This is a genomic window from Streptomyces sp. NRRL S-455, from assembly GCF_000717875.1.
Lineage (GTDB): Bacteria > Actinomycetota > Actinomycetes > Streptomycetales > Streptomycetaceae > Streptomyces.
In genome coordinates, this window is sequence record NZ_JOCT01000004.1 from 500282 (window position 1) to 517629 (window position 17348).

At 71.1% G+C, this 17348-nt stretch carries 16 protein-coding genes; 6 read left to right on the forward strand and 10 right to left on the reverse strand.

The window, feature by feature from the left end; genetic code table 11:
• Positions 1 to 153 precede the first annotated feature (153 nt).
• Complete coding sequence (locus IE97_RS0107885; RefSeq protein WP_030233646.1) at positions 154 to 1362, forward strand: nucleotide sugar dehydrogenase; 1209 nt, start codon at positions 154 to 156, stop codon at positions 1360 to 1362.
• 570 nt (positions 1363 to 1932) lie between these two features.
• On the opposite strand, the gene IE97_RS0107890 is transcribed toward IE97_RS0107885, so the two are convergent.
• From IE97_RS0107890 to IE97_RS0107905, 4 genes are all read right to left on the reverse strand, one after another.
• Positions 1933 to 3057 (reverse strand): GuaB3 family IMP dehydrogenase-related protein, encoded by a 1125-nt coding sequence (locus tag IE97_RS0107890; protein ID WP_030233649.1) that lies wholly within the window; start codon positions 3055 to 3057, stop codon positions 1933 to 1935.
• Positions 3058 to 3161: 104 nt separating this feature from the next.
• On the reverse strand, positions 3162 to 4667 hold the full coding sequence (gene guaB / locus IE97_RS0107895; RefSeq protein WP_030233653.1) for an IMP dehydrogenase: 1506 nt from the start codon (positions 4665 to 4667) through the stop codon (positions 3162 to 3164).
• Positions 4668 to 4821: 154 nt separating this feature from the next.
• Positions 4822 to 5409 carry a sigma-70 family RNA polymerase sigma factor gene (locus IE97_RS0107900; protein ID WP_030233658.1) on the reverse strand — a complete coding sequence of 196 codons (588 nt, stop codon included), beginning with the start codon at positions 5407 to 5409 and terminating at the stop codon, positions 4822 to 4824.
• A gap of 517 nt (positions 5410 to 5926) precedes the next feature.
• Positions 5927 to 6538 (reverse strand): response regulator transcription factor, encoded by a 612-nt coding sequence (locus IE97_RS0107905; RefSeq protein WP_003948568.1) that lies wholly within the window; start codon positions 6536 to 6538, stop codon positions 5927 to 5929.
• A 380-nt stretch (positions 6539 to 6918) separates the two neighbouring features.
• Between IE97_RS0107905 and IE97_RS0107910 the strand changes: the two genes are divergently transcribed.
• Positions 6919 to 7248: a WhiB family transcriptional regulator gene (locus IE97_RS0107910; RefSeq protein WP_030233661.1), complete on the forward strand. Its 330-nt coding sequence runs from the start codon at positions 6919 to 6921 to the stop codon at positions 7246 to 7248.
• A gap of 67 nt (positions 7249 to 7315) precedes the next feature.
• Here IE97_RS0107910 and IE97_RS0107915 read toward each other — a convergent pair whose 3' ends face one another.
• The gene (locus IE97_RS0107915; protein ID WP_030233666.1) at positions 7316 to 8212 is read right to left on the reverse strand and encodes a LysR family transcriptional regulator; all 897 of its coding nucleotides are present in this window, start codon (positions 8210 to 8212) and stop codon (positions 7316 to 7318) included.
• A gap of 80 nt (positions 8213 to 8292) precedes the next feature.
• Here IE97_RS0107915 and IE97_RS0107920 point away from each other — a divergent pair, with 80 nt between their 5' ends.
• The 3 genes from IE97_RS0107920 (at position 8293) to IE97_RS0107930 (ending at position 10632) form a co-directional block, all read left to right on the forward strand.
• Positions 8293 to 8961, forward strand: a complete 669-nt coding sequence (locus IE97_RS0107920) for an MOSC domain-containing protein (RefSeq protein ID WP_030233669.1) — start codon at positions 8293 to 8295, stop codon at positions 8959 to 8961.
• 50 nt (positions 8962 to 9011) lie between these two features.
• Positions 9012 to 9785, forward strand: a complete 774-nt coding sequence (locus IE97_RS0107925) for an SDR family NAD(P)-dependent oxidoreductase (protein WP_030233674.1) — start codon at positions 9012 to 9014, stop codon at positions 9783 to 9785.
• Between the two features lie 139 nt (positions 9786 to 9924).
• Entirely contained in the window at positions 9925 to 10632 is a 708-nt protein-coding gene (locus tag IE97_RS0107930; protein ID WP_030233678.1) for an ester cyclase, read from the forward strand.
• An 82-nt stretch (positions 10633 to 10714) separates the two neighbouring features.
• Here the strand turns inward: IE97_RS0107930 and groL are convergent, their stop codons facing one another.
• From groL to IE97_RS0107950, 4 genes are all read right to left on the reverse strand, one after another.
• Positions 10715 to 12340 (reverse strand): chaperonin GroEL, encoded by a 1626-nt coding sequence (groL, locus tag IE97_RS0107935; protein ID WP_030233683.1) that lies wholly within the window; start codon positions 12338 to 12340, stop codon positions 10715 to 10717.
• 115 nt (positions 12341 to 12455) lie between these two features.
• Entirely contained in the window at positions 12456 to 12764 is a 309-nt protein-coding gene (gene groES, locus IE97_RS0107940) for a co-chaperone GroES (protein WP_003974211.1), read from the reverse strand.
• Positions 12765 to 12978: 214 nt separating this feature from the next.
• Positions 12979 to 13716, reverse strand: coding sequence for a polysaccharide deacetylase family protein (locus tag IE97_RS0107945; protein ID WP_030233688.1), 738 nt, complete (start codon positions 13714 to 13716; stop codon positions 12979 to 12981).
• Positions 13713 to 14633, reverse strand: coding sequence for a polysaccharide deacetylase family protein (locus tag IE97_RS0107950; protein ID WP_199809797.1), 921 nt, complete (start codon positions 14631 to 14633; stop codon positions 13713 to 13715). Before IE97_RS0107950 ends, IE97_RS0107945 begins: the two co-directional genes overlap by 4 nt.
• 118 nt (positions 14634 to 14751) lie before the next feature.
• On the opposite strand from IE97_RS0107950, the gene IE97_RS0107955 reads away from it, so the two are divergent.
• Positions 14752 to 15951, forward strand: coding sequence for a THUMP-like domain-containing protein (locus tag IE97_RS0107955; protein ID WP_051704895.1), 1200 nt, complete (start codon positions 14752 to 14754; stop codon positions 15949 to 15951).
• A gap of 300 nt (positions 15952 to 16251) precedes the next feature.
• Here IE97_RS0107955 and IE97_RS0107960 read toward each other — a convergent pair whose 3' ends face one another.
• Complete coding sequence (locus IE97_RS0107960) at positions 16252 to 17319, reverse strand: LacI family DNA-binding transcriptional regulator (RefSeq protein ID WP_030233698.1); 1068 nt, start codon at positions 17317 to 17319, stop codon at positions 16252 to 16254.
• Positions 17320 to 17348: the final 29 nt, after the last annotated feature.

Genomic DNA, 17348 nt, shown 5'->3' on the forward strand with positions numbered 1-17348 from the left:
GTGGACAACGCGCACGGAACACTCACCGAAACTCGGCCAGGCAATCCCGCATAACGGTCATATTTACTCCTAGTCTGACATTGCGCTCGCCCGTCCTGTCCACAGGGCTTGCGCACCTGTCCCACTTCGGCTATCGGGAAGGACGGCCACGCCATGCCCGCAGATCTCGCCGTCATCGGACTCGGCCCGTACGGCCTGCCCCTGGCCCAGGCCGCCGTCGCCGCCGGCATCCCCACCATCGGCTACCGGACCGGCCCGGAGGCCGGCTCGCTGAGCCCCGCCGAACAGCGCCGGATGCTCTCGGGCGGCTTCCGGCCTGCCACGAACGCCGCCGAACTCGGCCGGGTGCGTACCGCGGTCATCTGCGCACCGACCCCGCGGGGCACGGACGGCGGGCCAGACCTCGCCCAGGTGGAGGCGGCCGGCCGTACCCTTTCCGCTCATCTGCGCCCGCACACCACGGTGATCCTCGAGTCCCCCGTCTACCCGGGGACGACGGAGGAATTCCTCCGTCCGCTCCTCGAAGAGGGTTCCGGGCTGCGCGCGGGCCGCGACTTCCACCTGGCCTACTCCCCCAGCCGGGTCGACCCCGGCAACCGGGACTTCACCCCCGCCAACACCCCCCAGGTCATCGGCGGCCTCACCCCGGCCTGCACCGAGTCGGCCGCCGCCTTCTACGGACGGCTCACCGACAAGGTGGTACGCGCGCGTGGACCCCGGGAAGCGGAGACCGTGCAGCTGCTGGAGACCAATTACCGGCACGTCAACATCGCCCTCGTCAACGAGATGGCCATGCTCTGCCACGACCTCGGCGTCGACCTGTGGGACGTCGTCCGCTGCGCGGAGACCAAGCCGTTCGGCTTCGAGGCCTTCCGCCCCGGCCCCGGCGTCGGTGGCCACACCGTCCCCCAGGACCTCACCCATCACGGCGGCCGGGGTCTGCGCATGGTGGAACTCGCCCAGCAGGTCAACAACCGCATGCCCGGCTACGTCGTCCAGCGCGCCGCCACCCTCCTCAACGAGCACGGCAAGTCGGCCCGGGGCGCCCGCGTGCTCCTCCTGGGCGTCACCTACAAGCCCGACCTCGCCGATCTCCAGGGCACCCCGGCCGAGGAGGTCGCGCTGCGCCTGATGGAACTGGGCGCCTCGGTCAGCTATCACGACCCCCACGTCCCCGCCTGGAGCGTCCTCGACCGCCCCATCCCCCGCGCGGACTCCCTCTACGAGGCAGCCGCCGACGCGGACCTGACCATCCTGCTCCAGCAGCACCGCACGTACGACCTCCAGGGCCTGTCGGTGAAGGCGCAGCTGCTGCTGGACACACGGGGGGCGACGCCCACGGGGGCGGCGCATCGGTTGTGAAGGGGGGCGCGCATGGTGCGTGACCACCTTGGACTGGTGGCATGCGGCGCGCAACGCCGGTACCGTACGGAAGCAGGTGGAGCCCACCGCAGAGGCCACTGCAGCGGGCTCCGGGCGATTCACGGAGTGTCCACCCCTAGTTCTTGTAGGGGTGGCCGCTCATCGCCCGTAGATCCACAAGACACACCTCCTCCGGAACTTCACGAGCCGCAGCCAGTACTGAGCCAGCTGAAGCCGAATGCGGTCCCGACGGGTGGGCTTGCGGTGACGGCCCATGGGCGCGCCCCCTTCCACGACGCCACCCATTGGCCCGGTAGGCAGCACGCTGGAGTTCGGGCCGGGCCCCGAGGGCGGGGTCCGGAACCGTGTCCTTGGAAGGGGGCGCCCCAGAGAACTGGGTCGCTGATCACGGACATTACCGTCCCGCTACGCCCGTTCGGCCCACATTCGCCTCGAACGCAACCACGCGCCCCTCCCCCACAACACGCCCCGCCAACCGCACCCCCGGGCACGCAAAAGGGCCGGTCACCCCACCCGTAGGGGAGTGACCGGCCCTTCCGGCCTTGAGGTCTACCGCCGGTGCTGCGAGTCCGCCACCGTCACCTCGACCCGCTGGAACTCCTTGAGCTCGCTGTAGCCGGTCGTGGCCATGGCACGGCGGAGGGCGCCGAAGAAGTTCATCGAGCCGTCGGGGGTGTGGGACGGGCCCGTGAGGATCTCCTCGATGGTGCCGACCGTGCCGAGGGCGACCTTCTTGCCACGCGGCAGCTCCTCGTTCACCGCCTCCATGCCCCAGTGGTGGCCCTTGCCCGGGCCGTCGGTGGCACGGGCGAGCGGGGAGCCCATCATCACCGCGTCGGCGCCGCAGGCGATCGCCTTGGGCAGGTCGCCGGACCAGCCGACACCGCCGTCCGCGATCACGTGCACGTACCGGCCTCCGGACTCGTCCATGTAGTCACGGCGGGCCGCGGCCACGTCGGCGACCGCCGTGGCCATCGGGACCTGGATGCCCAGCACGTTGCGCGTGGTGTGCGCGGCGCCGCCGCCGAAGCCGACCAGCACACCGGCCGCGCCGGTGCGCATCAGGTGCAGGGCGGCGGTGTACGTGGCGCAGCCGCCGACGATCACCGGGACGTCGAGCTCGTAGATGAACTGCTTCAGGTTCAGCGGCTCGTGCGAGGAGGAGACGTGCTCCGCCGACACCGTCGTGCCGCGGATGACGAAGATGTCCACGCCCGCGTCCACGACGGCCTTGGAGAACTGGGCCGTGCGCTGCGGGGAGAGCGCGGCGGCCGTGACCACGCCCGAGTCGCGCACCTCCTTGATGCGGGCCCCGATCAGCTCCTCCTTGATCGGCGCGGCGTAGATCTCCTGCAGGCGCCGGGTCGCGGTCTCCGCGTCCAGCTCGGCGACCTCGTCGAGCAGCGGCTGCGGGTCCTCGTGGCGCGTCCACAGACCCTCGAGGTTGAGCACCCCGAGGCCGCCGAGCTCGCCGATGCGGATCGCGGTGGCCGGGGAGACGACCGAGTCCATGGGAGCGGCCAGGAACGGCAGCTCGAAGCGGTAGGCGTCGATCTGCCAGGCGATCGAGACCTCCTTCGGGTCCCGCGTACGGCGGCTGGGGACGACGGCGATGTCGTCGAAGGCGTACGCCCGGCGGCCGCGCTTGCCGCGCCCGATCTCGATCTCAGTCACGTTGGTGGCCTTTCCCTGATGCGTTTCAGCGTCTTCCAGTATCGCCGACGGGCACGACGAGGGCGGCCCCGGATGCTCCGGGGCCGCCCTGGAAGGCCGGGCCGCTACTTGCTGCGGCTGTAGTTCGGCGCCTCGACCGTCATCTGGATGTCGTGCGGGTGGCTCTCCTTGAGGCCGGCCGACGTGATGCGGACGAAGCGGCCCTTGGTCTCCATCTCCTCGATGGAGGCGGCGCCCACGTAGCCCATCGTCTGGCGCAGACCGCCGACGAGCTGGTGCAGGACGTTGGCCAGCGGACCGCGGTAGGGCACCTGGCCCTCGATGCCCTCGGGCACGAGCTTGTCGTCGGAGCCGACCTCGGCCTGGAAGTAGCGGTCCTTGGAGTACGACTTGGCCTGGCCGCGGGACTGCATCGCACCGAGCGAGCCCATGCCGCGGTACGACTTGAACTGCTTGCCGTTGATGAACTGCAGCTCGCCCGGGGACTCCTCACAGCCCGCGAGGAGGCTGCCCAGCATCACGGTGTCGGCGCCGGCGGCCAGGGCCTTGCCGATGTCGCCGGAGTACTGCAGGCCGCCGTCGCCGATCAGCGGGATGCCCGCCGGCCGGGCCGCGAGGGACGCCTCGTAGATGGCGGTGACCTGCGGGACACCGATGCCGGCGACCACGCGGGTGGTGCAGATCGAGCCGGGGCCCACACCCACCTTGATGCCGTCGACGCCGGCGTCGATCAGCGCCTGGGCGCCGTCACGCGTGGCGACGTTGCCGCCGATCACGTCGACGCCGACGCTCGACTTGATCTTCGCCATCCAGCTGAGGGCGTTGCTGTTGTGGCCGTGCGACGTGTCGACGACGAGGAAGTCCACACCGGCACCGGCGAGCGCCTGGGCGCGCTCCAGGGCCTCGGGGCTGGCCCCCACGGCGGCGCCGACGAGCAGCCGGCCCTCGGCGTCCTTCGCGGCGTTCGGGTACTGCTCGGCCTTGACGAAGTCCTTGACCGTGATGAGGCCCTTGAGGACACCCGCCTCGTCGACCAGGGGAAGCTTCTCGATCTTGTGCCGGCGCAGCAGCTCCATGGCGTCGGCGCCGGAGATGCCGACCTTGCCGGTGACCAGCGGCATCGGCGTCATGACCTCGCGCACCTGACGGGTGCGGTCGGTCTCGAAGGCCATGTCACGGTTGGTGACGATGCCGAGCAGCTTCTTGTTGCCGTCGGTGACGGGGACGCCGCTGATGCGGAACTTGGCGCACAGGGCGTCGGCCTCGGCCAGCGTCGCGTCGGGGTGCACCGTGATCGGGTCGGTGACCATGCCGGACTCGGAGCGCTTCACCAGGTCGACCTGGTTGACCTGGTCCTCGATGGAGAGGTTGCGGTGCAGCACACCGACGCCGCCCTGGCGGGCCATGGCGATCGCCATGCGGGACTCGGTCACCTTGTCCATCGCCGCGGAGAGCAGCGGGATGTTCACCCGGACGTTGCGGGAGATGCGGGACGAGGTGTCGACCGCGTTGGGGAGCACCTCGGATGCACCCGGCAGCAGCAGCACGTCGTCGTAGGTCAGCCCGAGTGTCGCGAATTTACCGGGCACTCCGTCGACGTTGGCAGTCATGACACCTTCCCCAAATGGCCTTGATCGGTGCGGATGTCCATGCTAACGGGAAGCGTGGCTGTCTCATTCCACGGTTCCGCCCGGCTCCGGGCTTCGTATGTTCGTACGGAAGCGGCGCACCGCCTGTTCAACTGAGGGGATCCCCAAGCGAGCGCTACTGCTCGGCCAGGGCCCGCAGCCGGCTCAGCGCCCGGTGCTGCGCCACCCGGACCGCGCCGGGTGACATTCCCAACATCTGGCCCGTCTCCTCGGCCGTGAGACCCACCGCGATGCGCAGCAGCAGCAGCTCCCGCTGGTTCTCGGGCAGGTTGGCCAGCAGCTTCTTGGCCCATTCCGCGTCGCTGCTGAGCAGGGCGCGCTCCTCTGGCCCCAGGGAGTCGTCGGGCCGCTCCGGCATCTCGTCGGAGGGGACGGCCGTCGAGCCGGGGTGGCGCATCGCCGCGCGCTGGAGGTCGGCGACCTTGTGGGCGGCGATGGCGAAGACGAACGCCTCGAAGGGGCGCCCGGTGTCCCGGTAGCGGGGCAGCGCGAGGAGCACCGCCACGCAGACCTCCTGGGCCAGGTCCTCCACGAAGTGCCGGGCGTCGCCCGGGAGACGGGACAGACGGGTGCGGCAGTAGCGCAGTGCCAAGGGGTGGACGTGGGCGAGCAGATCGTGCGTGGCCTGCTCGTCCCCGTCGACGGCGCGGTGGACGAGCGCGCCGATCGCCCCTTGGGCATGGACCGCCTCGTCGTCGCGCATCGGTCCATGGTGCCTTGCGGCCGTCGGGCCCGTGGCACCACGCCCGTTGTTGTGCACCGAAGCGTTATGAGCAGGTGCGCCGGAACTCATCCCCTGCGCCCTCCCCTTCCGCTCGACCGACTCGTCCCCGAGGAACTCCACACCCTCAAGGATGCGGCATCAGCCGCGAAACGAGCAGCGGGCACCCGACGGACCCCCGGCTCGCACCCGCTCACCTGGCATTCCCTGGCCCCGTCACGACCGCCGTGACCACCGCGACCGCCGTGACACAAGTGGTCACACCTGGAGCCTGCCGTTCCGATCATCCCGGCGACGCGGGTTCCCATACGGTTCCCCGGGTGCGTCCTCCCGGGCTCCCGACGACACGCGGGCAGGGGAAGACGCCCACCGGCGTCGCCGTGGACCGTCGGCCCGCACACACGTGCGTCCGGCTCGCGCGGGGGCATCCACGTGCCCCCGCTCACCAGCGCCGACAAGATGCCGCCAGGTTCCTGCGACCCGATCCGGACGACAGGCCCTACCGCACCAGACCCCACCGGAAGCCGAGCGCCACGGCGTGGGCCCGGTCCGAGGCGCCGAGCTTCTTGAACAGGCGCCGGGCGTGCGTCTTGACGGTGTCCTCGGAGAGGAACAGCTCGCGGCCGATCTCCGCGTTGGAGCGGCCGTGGCTCATGCCTTCGAGCACCTGGATCTCACGCGCTGTGAGCGTCGGCGCGGCACCCATCTCGGCCGAGCGCAGCCGTCGCGGGGCGAGCCGCCAGGTCGGGTCGGCCAGGGCCTGCGTCACCGTCGCGCGGAGCTCCGCGCGGGAGGCGTCCTTGTGCAGATAGCCGCGGGCACCGGCGGCGACCGCGAGGGCCACACCGTCCAGGTCCTCGGCGACGGTGAGCATGATGATGCGCGCACCGGGGTCGGCGGACAGCAGCCGCCGGACCGTCTCGACGCCGCCCAGGCCGGGCATGCGTACGTCCATCAGAATCAGGTCCGAGCGGTCGGCCCCCCAGCGGCGGAGGACTTCCTCGCCGTTGGCCGCCGTCGTCACGCGCTCTACGCCGGGCACGGTAGCGACCGCGCGACGGAGCGCCTCTCGGGCAAGCGGGGAGTCGTCGCAGACGAGGACGGAAGTCATGACCGCCCTCCGCAGCTGATGCGCGTCACCTTGAGCCTCCAGGCTGGTACGAAATCGTCACCTGTGCGGTCGACCGTCTCGGACGCCCGTCCGAGCGCTGGTTCCTTCAACCGCCTCGCACTCTCAACGACGGTCACTCGAAAGAGTTACGGGGTCGGCTGCCATCTTCGGCACTCTACGTGAGGGGGCGGACACGGTGCAGATATGAACAGCGGGCCCTCGAACTTTCATCACAAGCTATGCCCTATTTAGACCCATTTCTTCGACTTTGCCAGTGTCTAGAGCTAGATTCGCAATGAGTCATATTTTCATCTCCTTAGATCGCAGTTGCATGGTCGTGGACACCAGATCCGCTCAGAACGGCTACAAGGGGTCACGCAATGGCAGATTTCTCCCGCCTTCCCGGACCGAACGCGGACCTGTGGGACTGGCAGCTGCTGGCTGCCTGTCGCGGGGTGGACAGCTCACTCTTCTTCCATCCGGAGGGTGAGCGCGGTGCGGCTCGGAGCGCTCGCGAGAACTCGGCCAAAGAGGTCTGCATGAGGTGCCCGGTACGCGCCGAGTGCGCCGCCCACGCGCTCGCGGTACGTGAGCCGTACGGCGTGTGGGGCGGGCTGACCGAGGACGAGCGCGAAGAGCTCATGGGACGGGCGCGCAACCGGCTGGTGTCGACGTCGACATCCAGCGGGCACGCCGCCTCGAACACCTGAAGGAACGTTTCTGCTAGAGAGGCACGCGCATGCGTGCCGTTGGTTTTTGGCAGCGGGGCCGCCGGCGTCAGCGGCTCGCTGCCCGCGTCAGCTGGTCGAGTGTCGCCGCCACCGCCGGGACCTGGGCGAGGTCGGGCAGGGTGAGCGCGACGATCTCCCGCCGAACCGCCGGTTCCAGCGTCACGGTCCGCACGCCCCGCGGCCGGACGGACTCGACGGCCAGCTGGGGCAGGACGGCCACGCCCAGCCCGGCGCCGACCAGGCCGGCGACCGCCGGGTAGTCGTCGGTCGCGAAGTCGATGCGGGGGGTGAAGCCGGCCGCCGCGCACACCTCGACCAACTGGCCGCGGCAGCGCGGGCAGCCCGCGATCCACGGCTCCCGCGCGAGTTCACCGATGGCGACGGACGCCGCGCCCGCGAGCCGGTGCCGTTCCGGCACGAGGGCGACGAGCCGGTCCGACAGCAGCGGCCGTACGACGAGGTCCTCCCACTCCTCGGCACCCGCCGCCCCCTCGTAGCGGAAGGCGAGAGCCACGTCGCAGTCACCCTCGCGCAGCATGCCGGCCGAGGCGGGCGGCTCGGCCTCCTCCAGGAAGACGCGGGTGCCGGGGTGGGCGTCGCGCAGGGCGGCGAGGGCCGTCGGCACGAGGGTGGAGCTGCCGCTGGGGAAGGAGACGAGCCGGACCCGGCCCGCGCGCAGCCCGGCGATGGCGGCGACCTCCTCCTCCGCGGCCGTGAGTCCGGCGAGGATCCCGGCGGCGTGCCGCACCAGGGCCTCGCCGGCCTGGGTCAGGCGCATCTCACGTCCCGTGCGGATCAGCAGGGGGGTGCCGACGGACGCTTCCAGGGCCTTCATCTGCTGGCTGACGGCCGGCTGGGTGCAGCCCAGCTCGCGCCCCGCGGCGGAGAAGGAGCCGGTGGCGGCGACGGCGCGCAGGACGCGGAGATGACGAGCTTCGATCACCCTTCGAGGATAAGCGACCCTTTTACCCTTCTTCGGATAATGCGTCGACGCTTTGGGGGCCGCTGCTCTACCGTGCGGGCATGAGGCTTTTATCGGTGAATCTGGGCCGTGCCAAGGCTGTGTCGTATACGGACAACCCGGAGGGCGTGACCGGGATCGACAAGCAGCCGGTGGACGGCCCGGTGCGGGTGTCGGCGCCCGGGCCCAAGGGCGTCGGAGGGAGCGGGCTGGCCGGGGACGCGGTGTGCACGAAGGAGCACCACGGCGGCGATGACCAGGCCGTGTACGTGGTGGCGCGCGAGGATCTCGACCACTGGGAAGCGGAGCTGGGGCGGCCGCTGGCGAACGGCGCGTTCGGGGAGAACCTCACGACGCGGGGCATCGATGTCTCGGGTGCGTTGATCGGCGAGCGCTGGCGCATCGGGTCCGGAGTGGTGCTGGAGATCACCAGCGCGCGGATCCCGTGCGCCACTTTCCAGGGTCACATGGGTGAGAAGCGCTGGGTGAAGCGGTTCACCGCGAAGGGGGCGCCGGGTGCGTACCTGCGGGTGATCGAGCCGGGCGAGATCCGTGCCGGGGACCCGGTCGAGATTCTCCACCGTCCGGACCACGAGGTGACGGTGGCCCTGGCGTTCCGGGCGGTGACCACCGAGCGGGAGCTGCAGCCGCGGCTGCTGGCGGCGGGCGCGGCGCTGCATCCGGAGGTGCGGGAGTGGGCCCGGAAGTACGTGGACAAGTACGGAGGGTGACGGGCGCTCATGAAACGGACGCATGCAGTCCGGGTCACTAACCTTCTGCCATGACAACGGCTCTGATTACGGGATCGACGGCAGGCATCGGGGCCGCGTTCGCGCGGCGACTGGCGGCCGACGGGCACAACCTGGTGCTGGTGGCGCGCGACACCCAGCGGCTGCGGGAACAGGCGACCGAACTGCACGACCGGCACGGCATCGAGGCGGAGGTGCTGACGGCCGACCTGGCGGAGGACAAGGGCATCGAGACGGTGGCCGACCGGCTAGGCGACCGCAGGAACCCCGTCGACCTCCTGGTCAACAACGCCGGCTTCGGCAACAAGGGGCGCTATCTCGACGTCCCCATGGCCGACGAGCTGCGGATGCTGAAGGTGCACTGCGAGGCGGTGCTGCGGCTGACGTCGGCGGCGACCGAGGCGATGCGCGAGCGCGGGCGCGGCGGCGTCGTCAACGTCGCGTCGGTGGCCGCGTTCGTCCCCCGGGGCACCTACGGCGCGTCCAAGGCCTGGGTCGTGCAGTTCACCCAGGGTGCCGCGCGGGACCTGGCCGGCAGCGGCGTACGGCTGATGGCGCTGTGCCCCGGTTTCGTGCGCACCGAGTTCCACGAGCGGGCGGGCATGGGCACGGACAACATCCCGGGCTGGATGTGGCTCGACGCGGACAAGCTGGTGGCGGCGGCACTGCACGACCTGGCCCGGGGCAAGACGCTGTCCATCCCGGACCCGCGCTACAAGGCGCTGATGGGGGCGACGAAGCTGGTGCCCCGAGGCATGCTCGGCGCCATCTCGTCGAGGACCGGCCGGAAGTACGGGCCGCAGTAGGCAGACCGGTCGGTCCGGCCGCGCGGCGTGCGGCCGGCTCGCCCGCTCCCCTCCCGGGCCGGAGCCGGGAGGCACCAGGGCGTCCCGCTTGGGATGATGGAGCTGTTCAGCCGGACCCAGGGGGGCCGGAGGCGAGGCCATGACCTTTGTACAGCTCATCGAATGCAGGACCAGCCGGCTCGACGAGATGAACCGGCTGATGGACAGGTGGGTCGAGCAGACCAAGGGGAAGCGGACCGCGACGCACAGTGTGGTGGCGACGGACCGTGCCGACGCGTCGCACGTCGTCGAGATCGTGGAGTTCCCGTCGTACGAGGAGGCGATGCGGAACTCCGGGCTCCCGGAGACCGACCGGATCTTCCGGGAGATGGTCGCGCTCTGCGACGAGGAGCCCGTCTTCACCGATCTGGACGTGGTGCGGGACGAGCAGCTGTACGCGGCCACCGCGCGCAGGTTCTTCGAACTCGCGCCCGGTCAGGGCGCGGCGCCGGCGTTCAACGACGTGTTCATCGAGGACTACCACGACCACGACCCCGCCAACGTGCAGGACGTCATCGGGCTGGACGCGATGCGGCGCGAGGTGGAGGTGTGGCGGGGCGGGTTCGACTTCTCGTTCACCATCGAGGACCAGATCGCCCAGGAGGACCGGGTGTGCACCCGGTGGACCTGGAAGGGGCACCACAAGGGTGAGTTCCTGGGGATCCCGCCGACCGGGAAGCACGTCACCATGACCGGGACGACCGTCCACCGGTGCACGCCGGACGGGAAGATCGCCGAGGGCTGGTGGCAGTACGACCGGCTGGGGCTGATGCAGCAGCTCGGGGCGCTCGACCCGCTGGAGTTGTGAGGAGCTCACAAGCACCCGAACACGGGAGAAGCCCCCGTACCGCACCAGGCGGAACGGGGGCTTCTCCTACGAGGCGGGTGCCTCAGTGGGCGTGGCCGTGGCCGTGGCCCGCGGCGGCCGGCTCCTCCTCTTCCTTCTTCTCGACGACCAGGGTCTCGGTCGTGAGGAGGAGGGAGGCGATGGAGGCGGCGTTCTCCAGGGCGGAGCGGGTGACCTTCACCGGGTCGATGACGCCGGCCTTGACCAGGTCGCCGTACTCGCCGGTGGCGGCGTTGAAGCCCTGGCCCTTGTCGAGCTCGGCGACCTTGGAGGTGATGACGTAGCCCTCCAGGCCGGCGTTCTCGGCGATCCAGCGCAGCGGCTCGACGGCGGCCTTGCGCACGACGGCGACACCGGTGGCCTCGTCGCCGGTCTTGCCGAGGTTGCCCTCCAGGACCTTGACGGCGTGGACGAGCGCGGAGCCACCACCGGAGACGATGCCCTCCTCGACCGCGGCGCGGGTCGCGGAGATGGCGTCCTCCAGACGGTGCTTGCGCTCCTTGAGCTCGACCTCGGTGGCGGCACCCACGCGGATGACGCACACGCCGCCGGCCAGCTTGGCGAGGCGCTCCTGCAGCTTCTCGCGGTCCCAGTCGGAGTCGGTGGTCTCGATCTCGGCCTTGATCTGGGCGACGCGGCCCTGCACGTCGTCCTTCTTGCCGGCGCCGTCGACGATCGTGGTGTCGTCCTTGGTGACGGTGACGCGGCGGGCGGAGCCGAGGACGTCCAGACCGACCTGGTCGAGCTTGAGGCCGACCTCCTCGGAGACGACCGTGGCGCCGGTGAGGACGGCCATGTCCTGCAGCATCGCCTTGCGGCGGTCGCCGAAGCCCGGGGCCTTGACCGCGACGGCGTTGAAGGTGCCGCGGATCTTGTTCACGACGAGGGTGGAGAGCGCCTCGCCCTCGACGTCCTCGGCGATGATCAGCAGCGGCTTGGAGGCGTTGGCCTGGATGACCTTCTCCAGCAGCGGCAGGAGGTCCGCGATGGCGGAGATCTTGCCCTGCGTGATGAGGATGTACGGGTCGTCCAGGACGGCTTCCATGCGCTCCTGGTCCGTCACGAAGTACGGCGACAGGTAGCCCTTGTCGAAGGCCATGCCCTCGGTGAAGTCCAGCTCCAGACCGAAGGTGTTGGACTCCTCGACGGTGATGACACCGTCCTTGCCGACCTTGTCCATCGCCTCGGCGATGAGCTCGCCGACCTGCTGGTCCTGGGCGGACAGCGCGGCGACGGCGGCGATGTCGGACTTCTCGTCGATCGGGCGGGCCGTCGCGAGCAGGTCCTCGGAAACGGCGGCGACAGCGGCGTCGATGCCCTTCTTCAGGGCGGCCGGGGAGGCACCGGCGGCGACGTTCTTCAGGCCCTCGCGGACGAGCGCCTGGGCCAGCACGGTCGCGGTGGTCGTACCGTCACCCGCGATGTCGTTGGTCTTGGTCGCCACCTCCTTGACCAGCTGCGCGCCGAGGTTCTCGTACGGGTCCTCGACCTCGACCTCGCGGGCGATCGTGACACCGTCGTTGGTGATGGTGGGGGCGCCGAACTTCTTGTCGATGACGACGTTGCGGCCCTTGGGGCCGATCGTCACCTTGACCGTGTCGGCAAGCTTGTTGACGCCGCGCTCGAGGGCGCGACGGGCGTCCTCGTCGAACTTCAGGATCTTCGCCATGGGAGCGTGAGCCCTCTTCCGGAATCTGGGATAACGGCACTGCGCCCCGGGCGCCCGGCTTCTTAGCGATCGCGGGGGCCAGGGGCGCAGTTCAAAGCAAGGTGCTTGGGGTGAATTACTTCTCGACGATCGCGAGCACGTCGCGGGCCGAGAGGACGAGGTACTCCTCGCCGTTGTACTTCACCTCGGTGCCGCCGTACTTGCTGTAGAGCACGACGTCGCCGACAGAGACGTCGAGCGGAAGACGGTTGCCGTCCTCGAAGCGGCCCGGGCCCACGGCCAGGACGACGCCCTCCTGGGGCTTCTCCTTGGCGGTGTCCGGGATGACCAGGCCAGAGGCGGTGGTCTGCTCGGCGTCGAGCGGCTGGACCACGATGCGGTCCTCGAGCGGCTTGATGGCAACCTTGGAGCTGGTGGTCGTCACGATCCGACCTCCCCCTTCGGAGATCTCACGGGGTTAACTGTCTGAGGTGGCGACCAGGTGGATCCGTCGTCGCGGGTGCCGGACCTGCCCGTCGCTGTGTTGGCACTCTCCAGTGGGGAGTGCCAGAGCCGAGACTATGACCGTGATTAGCACTCGGTCAAGCGGACTGCTAATTGCCGGCGGCGCGTCGGCCGGGAGTCCGTGTCCGCGTACGTCAGAGGTGGTCCTCCAGGCGCCCTACGCGCAGCCCGCGCTCCTCGATCTCGCGCAGCAGCCGGGCCGTCCGTTCGGTCAGCGTCAGGGGCGTGAAGCCGTCCGACGGTACGGAGACGATGTCACCCGGTCGGAGGGCCGGTGCGCCGCGTGTGTAGGTGAGGTCGCCGTCGGCTCCCAGGGACGCCCGCCAGAGGACGACCGCCGTGATGCCGCAGTCGGCGGCGGCGCTCAGGGTCGTCGTGTCGTACGTGCCGTGGGGCGGGCGGAGGAGGTGGGGGCGGATGCCGAAGCGGGAGCGCAGTCCGTGCTGCTGGCCGCAGATCTCGGCGCGCTGGCCGGCGTAGGGCAGGCCCCTCAGGGCGGGATGGTTGAGGGTGTGGTTCTGGATCGACGCGCCGACCGCGCGGAGCCGGGCGAAGTGGCCGTAGCCGGGTCCTGCGACGGTGTCCGTGAGGAACAGGCTGACCGGAAGCCGCCGCTCGCGGACGAGGGCGGCGAAGCGGGGGTCGCGTCCGGCGCCGTCGTCGTAGGTCAGGAAGACGACCCGGTCGCGGGTGGGGACGTGGTCCACGACGGGCGGGAGGCTGTCCCGGTGCGGGGTCCGGGCGTGGCTCGAGGCGGGCGTCGGGGACCGGCCCCGGCTGTCCGGCTCCGCCCGCCGCCCGTCCGCCCCGGCGCAACCGGCCAGCAGGATCACTCCCGCGCACGCCACGACGGCGGCCGGCCACCGCCTCACAGGTAGTCCTCCAGCCGCCCCACCGCGTACCCCTCGGCCGTGACCTTGTTCAGGAAGCGGCGGATCATGTCCGGCATCGTGCCCTTCCACTCGTCACGGCCCCGGAAGTGGGTGAGGACGATGTCGCCCGGACGCAGTTCGCGGTCCCCCTCGCGGTACTCCCAGTGGTCGGCGAAGACCTCCTCGTTCCAGAGGGGCACGTACTCGATGCCGCAGGACTTGGCGGCGCGCAGGGTCGCCCTGTCGTAGCTGCCGTAGGGCGGGCGGAAGAGGGTGGGGCGGGTGCCGTAGCGCCTCTCGAGGAATCGCTGCATGCCGCAGATCTCGCGCCTCTGCGCGCGGTACGACAGGTTCGGCAGGTAGCGGTGGCGGAGGGTGTGGTTGTTCAGGACCACTCCGCGGTCGTGCATCCTCGCGAAGTAGCGGTGGTCGTCCTTGACCAGGTAGCCGCTGAGGAAGGCGCTGTAGGGGACCTTCAGGTCGCTCATCATCCGCAGGAACGCGGGGTCCTTCTCGGCGCCGTCGTCGATGGTCAGGAAGACGACCTTGTCCCGGGTGGGGACCGTGGTGAAGACGGGCGGGAGGCCCAGTCTCCGGTGACCGTCCACCTCGAAGCCCTCGCGGGTCTTGATCCTCCGCTTCTTCGCGGGGGCCGGCGGGGCGGTGAGCGGGACCTTCCTCAGCCCCCAGTGGCGCGCGGCGGCGACCCGGGCGGCGTGCGCGGCGCGCAGCCTGGAGGCGTAGGAGTCGAGCGCGCGGGCCGCGGGCGCGTCGAGGGGCTGCTGGCCGCCGGCCGGGGTGACCCGGTCACCGCCCTCCGTGCAGCCCGAGGCGATGGCGGCGAGGGCGAGCACGGCCACGCCGATCCATACACCGCCCGATGCCCGGCTTTTGTCATTTTGTACGACTGCTCGCATGGTGCCGGATCCTCGCAGCCGACCGTCCCGGATCCGCCCCGACACCGCGGCCGACGGCACACCGTCCACCGAGTGGCCCACACACCGCCCTCCGGACGCCGTGGCCGACAATGAACCCGTGAACGACCTCGCTCTCCTCCTCACCTCCGAAGGCCGTGCCCTCCTCGATGAGGTGCGGGACACCGACCCGGCGCGGGAGCTGGCCGTCGCGACCCGGTTGCGCCGTGAGCACCCCGCCGAGCTGGTGTCGGCGGCACTGGGCCAGGCGCGGTTGCGGCAGCGGGCGGTGGTGAAGTTCGGGGCCGAGGACGCGGAGCGGATGTTCTTCACGCCGAACGGGGTGGAGCAGTCGACCCGGGCGAGCGTGGCGGCCTACCGGGCGCGGCGGTTCGCGGAGCTGGGCGTGACCTCGGTCGCCGACCTGTGCTGCGGCATCGGGGGTGACGCGATCGCGCTGGCCCGTGCCGGGATCCGGGTGCTGGCCGTGGACCGGGACCCGCTGACGGCCGCGGCGGCGCGGGCGAACGCCGACGCGCTGGGGCTGGCCGGCCTGATCGAGGTGCGGGAGGCGGATGTCACGGAGGTGGACACGGCCGGGTACGACGCCGTGTTCGTCGATCCCGCCAGGCGCGGCGGCCGGGGCCGGATCTTCGACCCGGAGGCGTATTCACCGCCCCTGTCCTGGGCGGTGTCCGCCGCCCGCCGCGCCCCCCGGGCCGCCGCGTTGAAGATCGCCCCCGGCGTCCCGCACGAGGCGGTCCCCGAGGACGCCGAGGCCGAGTGGATCTCCGACGGCGGTGACGTGAAGGAGGCGGTGCTGTGGTTCGGCACCGAGCCGGGGGCGGTGCGGGCCACCCTGCTGCCGGGTCCCCGCACCCTGCTCTCCCGGGGCTTGCCCGACCCGGACGTCCGTCCGCCCGGCCGTTACCTGTACGAGCCCGACGGCGCCGTCATCCGCGCCCACCTGGTCGCCGAGGTCGCCCGTGAACTCGACGGCGGCCTCCTGGACGCGACCATCGCGTACGTCACCTCCGACGCCCTGCGTCCGACCCCGTACGCCACCGCCTACGAGATCACCGACCACCTCCCCTTCAACGTCAAGAAACTGAAGGCGCTGTTGCGGGAGCGCGAGGTCGGCAACCTCACCGTGAAGAAGCGGGGCTCGGCGGTCGAGCCGGAGGAACTCCGCAAGAAGGTCAAACCGCAGGGCCCGCACGCGGCCACGGTGTTCCTGACGCGGGTCGCGGGAGCACCGGCGATGCTCATCGGGCACCCCTGCGCGGGCCGGCGCGGCGACTCCCACAGCTCCCGGATCTGAGGCTCCTCGGTCACCACCCGGTCGGGATCGAGCCGTCTGTTCGGCGATGGAGTCGGGAGTCCAGGCCGGTGTCGCTGGTGCCCATGAGCTCGCCCTTGGCCTCGGCGAGGTCACGCAGCGGGCGTGGCGGCCTGCGACGCGGGAGCCGCGGTCGGCAGGAACCGGCCGCCACGGCTCCGGCCGGCAAGGATGCGGACCAGCCCGACCTCAAGGATCTCATTGCGGCCCATCCGAAACTTTCGGCAGTGCAGCCGATGGCTTCGATGGAGTGCGGAGACACCCGCCCCACCCGTCAGTACGTCAACTTCCGGCCACGGGCGCCGCGGTACTGCTGCGCACCACCAGGCTGGTCGCCAGCTCCACCCGGGTCGCCGCGGGCGCCCCCTCCGCACGGCCGAGGTCGAGGACCAGCTTGGCCGCCGCCTCGGCCATCTCCGTCAGCGGCTGCCGTACGGTCGTCAGCGGCGGACCGACCAGCGGAGCCACCGGCAGGTCGTCGAAGCCGACCACGCTCAGGTCCTCCGGGACGCGCAGACCCAGCTCGCGCGCGGCCTCGTACAGCCCGAGCGCCTGCAGGTCGTTCCCGGCGAAGACGGCGGTCGGCCGGTCCGGCCGGCGCAGCAGTTCCAGGCCCAGCCGGTAGCCGGCCTCGTGATGGAAGTCGCCGTTCACGATCAGGGCCGGGTCCACCGGCAGCCCGGCCGTCTCCAGCGCGGCCCGGTAGCCGTCGACGCGGGCGCGGCTGCACATCATCTGCGTCGGGCCGCTGATCGCACCGATCCGGCGGTGCCCGAGCTCGACCAGGTGCCGGGTGGCCGCGAGACCGCCCTGCCAGTTGGTCGCGCCGATGGACGGCACGTCGGCCCCCGGGTCACCGGCCGGGTCCATCACCACGAACGGGATGGAGCGGCTGGTCAGCAGCGCCCGCTGCGACTCGTCGAGCCCGGACAGGACCAGGATCACGCCGTGCGGACGGCGGGCGGCGACCTGGTCGGCCCAGGTCCGGCCAGGCGTGAGCCGCCCCGCGCTCTCCGACAGGACGACACTCAGCCCGGCGTCCCGGGCCACGTTCTCCACCCCCCGGATGACCTCCAGCGCCCAGGCGCTCTCCAGCTCGTGGAAGACCAGGTCGATCAGGGGCGAGCGGGTCGCCTCGGCTCGGCGGCGCCGGTAGCCGTGGGCGCGCAGCAGTTCCTCGACGCGGGCCCGGGTGGCGGGGGCGACGTCGGCCCGCCCGTTGAGGACCTTCGAAACAGTCGGCGCCGACACGCCGGCCTCTCGGGCGATCTCGGCGAGCGTCGCGGTCTGCGCGGTGCGCCCCTGCGTCCGGGTTTGTGTCCGGCTTTCAACGGGCTCCGGGGAAGTCATGGCGGCGATCGTATCCCTGCGGGCCCCCT

Coding starts and splice junctions, on each gene's coding strand:
- IE97_RS0107885 (WP_030233646.1), top strand. CDS start 154: ATGCCCGCAGATCTCGCCGTCATCGGACTCGGCCCGTACGGCCTGCCC.
- guaB (WP_030233653.1), bottom strand. CDS start 4,667: ATGACTGCCAACGTCGACGGAGTGCCCGGTAAATTCGCGACACTCGGG.
- IE97_RS0107900 (WP_030233658.1), bottom strand. CDS start 5,409: ATGCGCGACGACGAGGCGGTCCATGCCCAAGGGGCGATCGGCGCGCTC.
- IE97_RS0107905 (WP_003948568.1), bottom strand. CDS start 6,538: ATGACTTCCGTCCTCGTCTGCGACGACTCCCCGCTTGCCCGAGAGGCG.
- IE97_RS0107910 (WP_030233661.1), top strand. CDS start 6,919: ATGGCAGATTTCTCCCGCCTTCCCGGACCGAACGCGGACCTGTGGGAC.
- IE97_RS0107920 (WP_030233669.1), top strand. CDS start 8,293: ATGAGGCTTTTATCGGTGAATCTGGGCCGTGCCAAGGCTGTGTCGTAT.
- IE97_RS0107925 (WP_030233674.1), top strand. CDS start 9,012: ATGACAACGGCTCTGATTACGGGATCGACGGCAGGCATCGGGGCCGCG.
- IE97_RS0107930 (WP_030233678.1), top strand. CDS start 9,925: ATGACCTTTGTACAGCTCATCGAATGCAGGACCAGCCGGCTCGACGAG.
- groL (WP_030233683.1), bottom strand. CDS start 12,340: ATGGCGAAGATCCTGAAGTTCGACGAGGACGCCCGTCGCGCCCTCGAG.
- IE97_RS0107950 (WP_199809797.1), bottom strand. CDS start 14,633: ATGCGAGCAGTCGTACAAAATGACAAAAGCCGGGCATCGGGCGGTGTA.
- IE97_RS0107960 (WP_030233698.1), bottom strand. CDS start 17,319: ATGACTTCCCCGGAGCCCGTTGAAAGCCGGACACAAACCCGGACGCAG.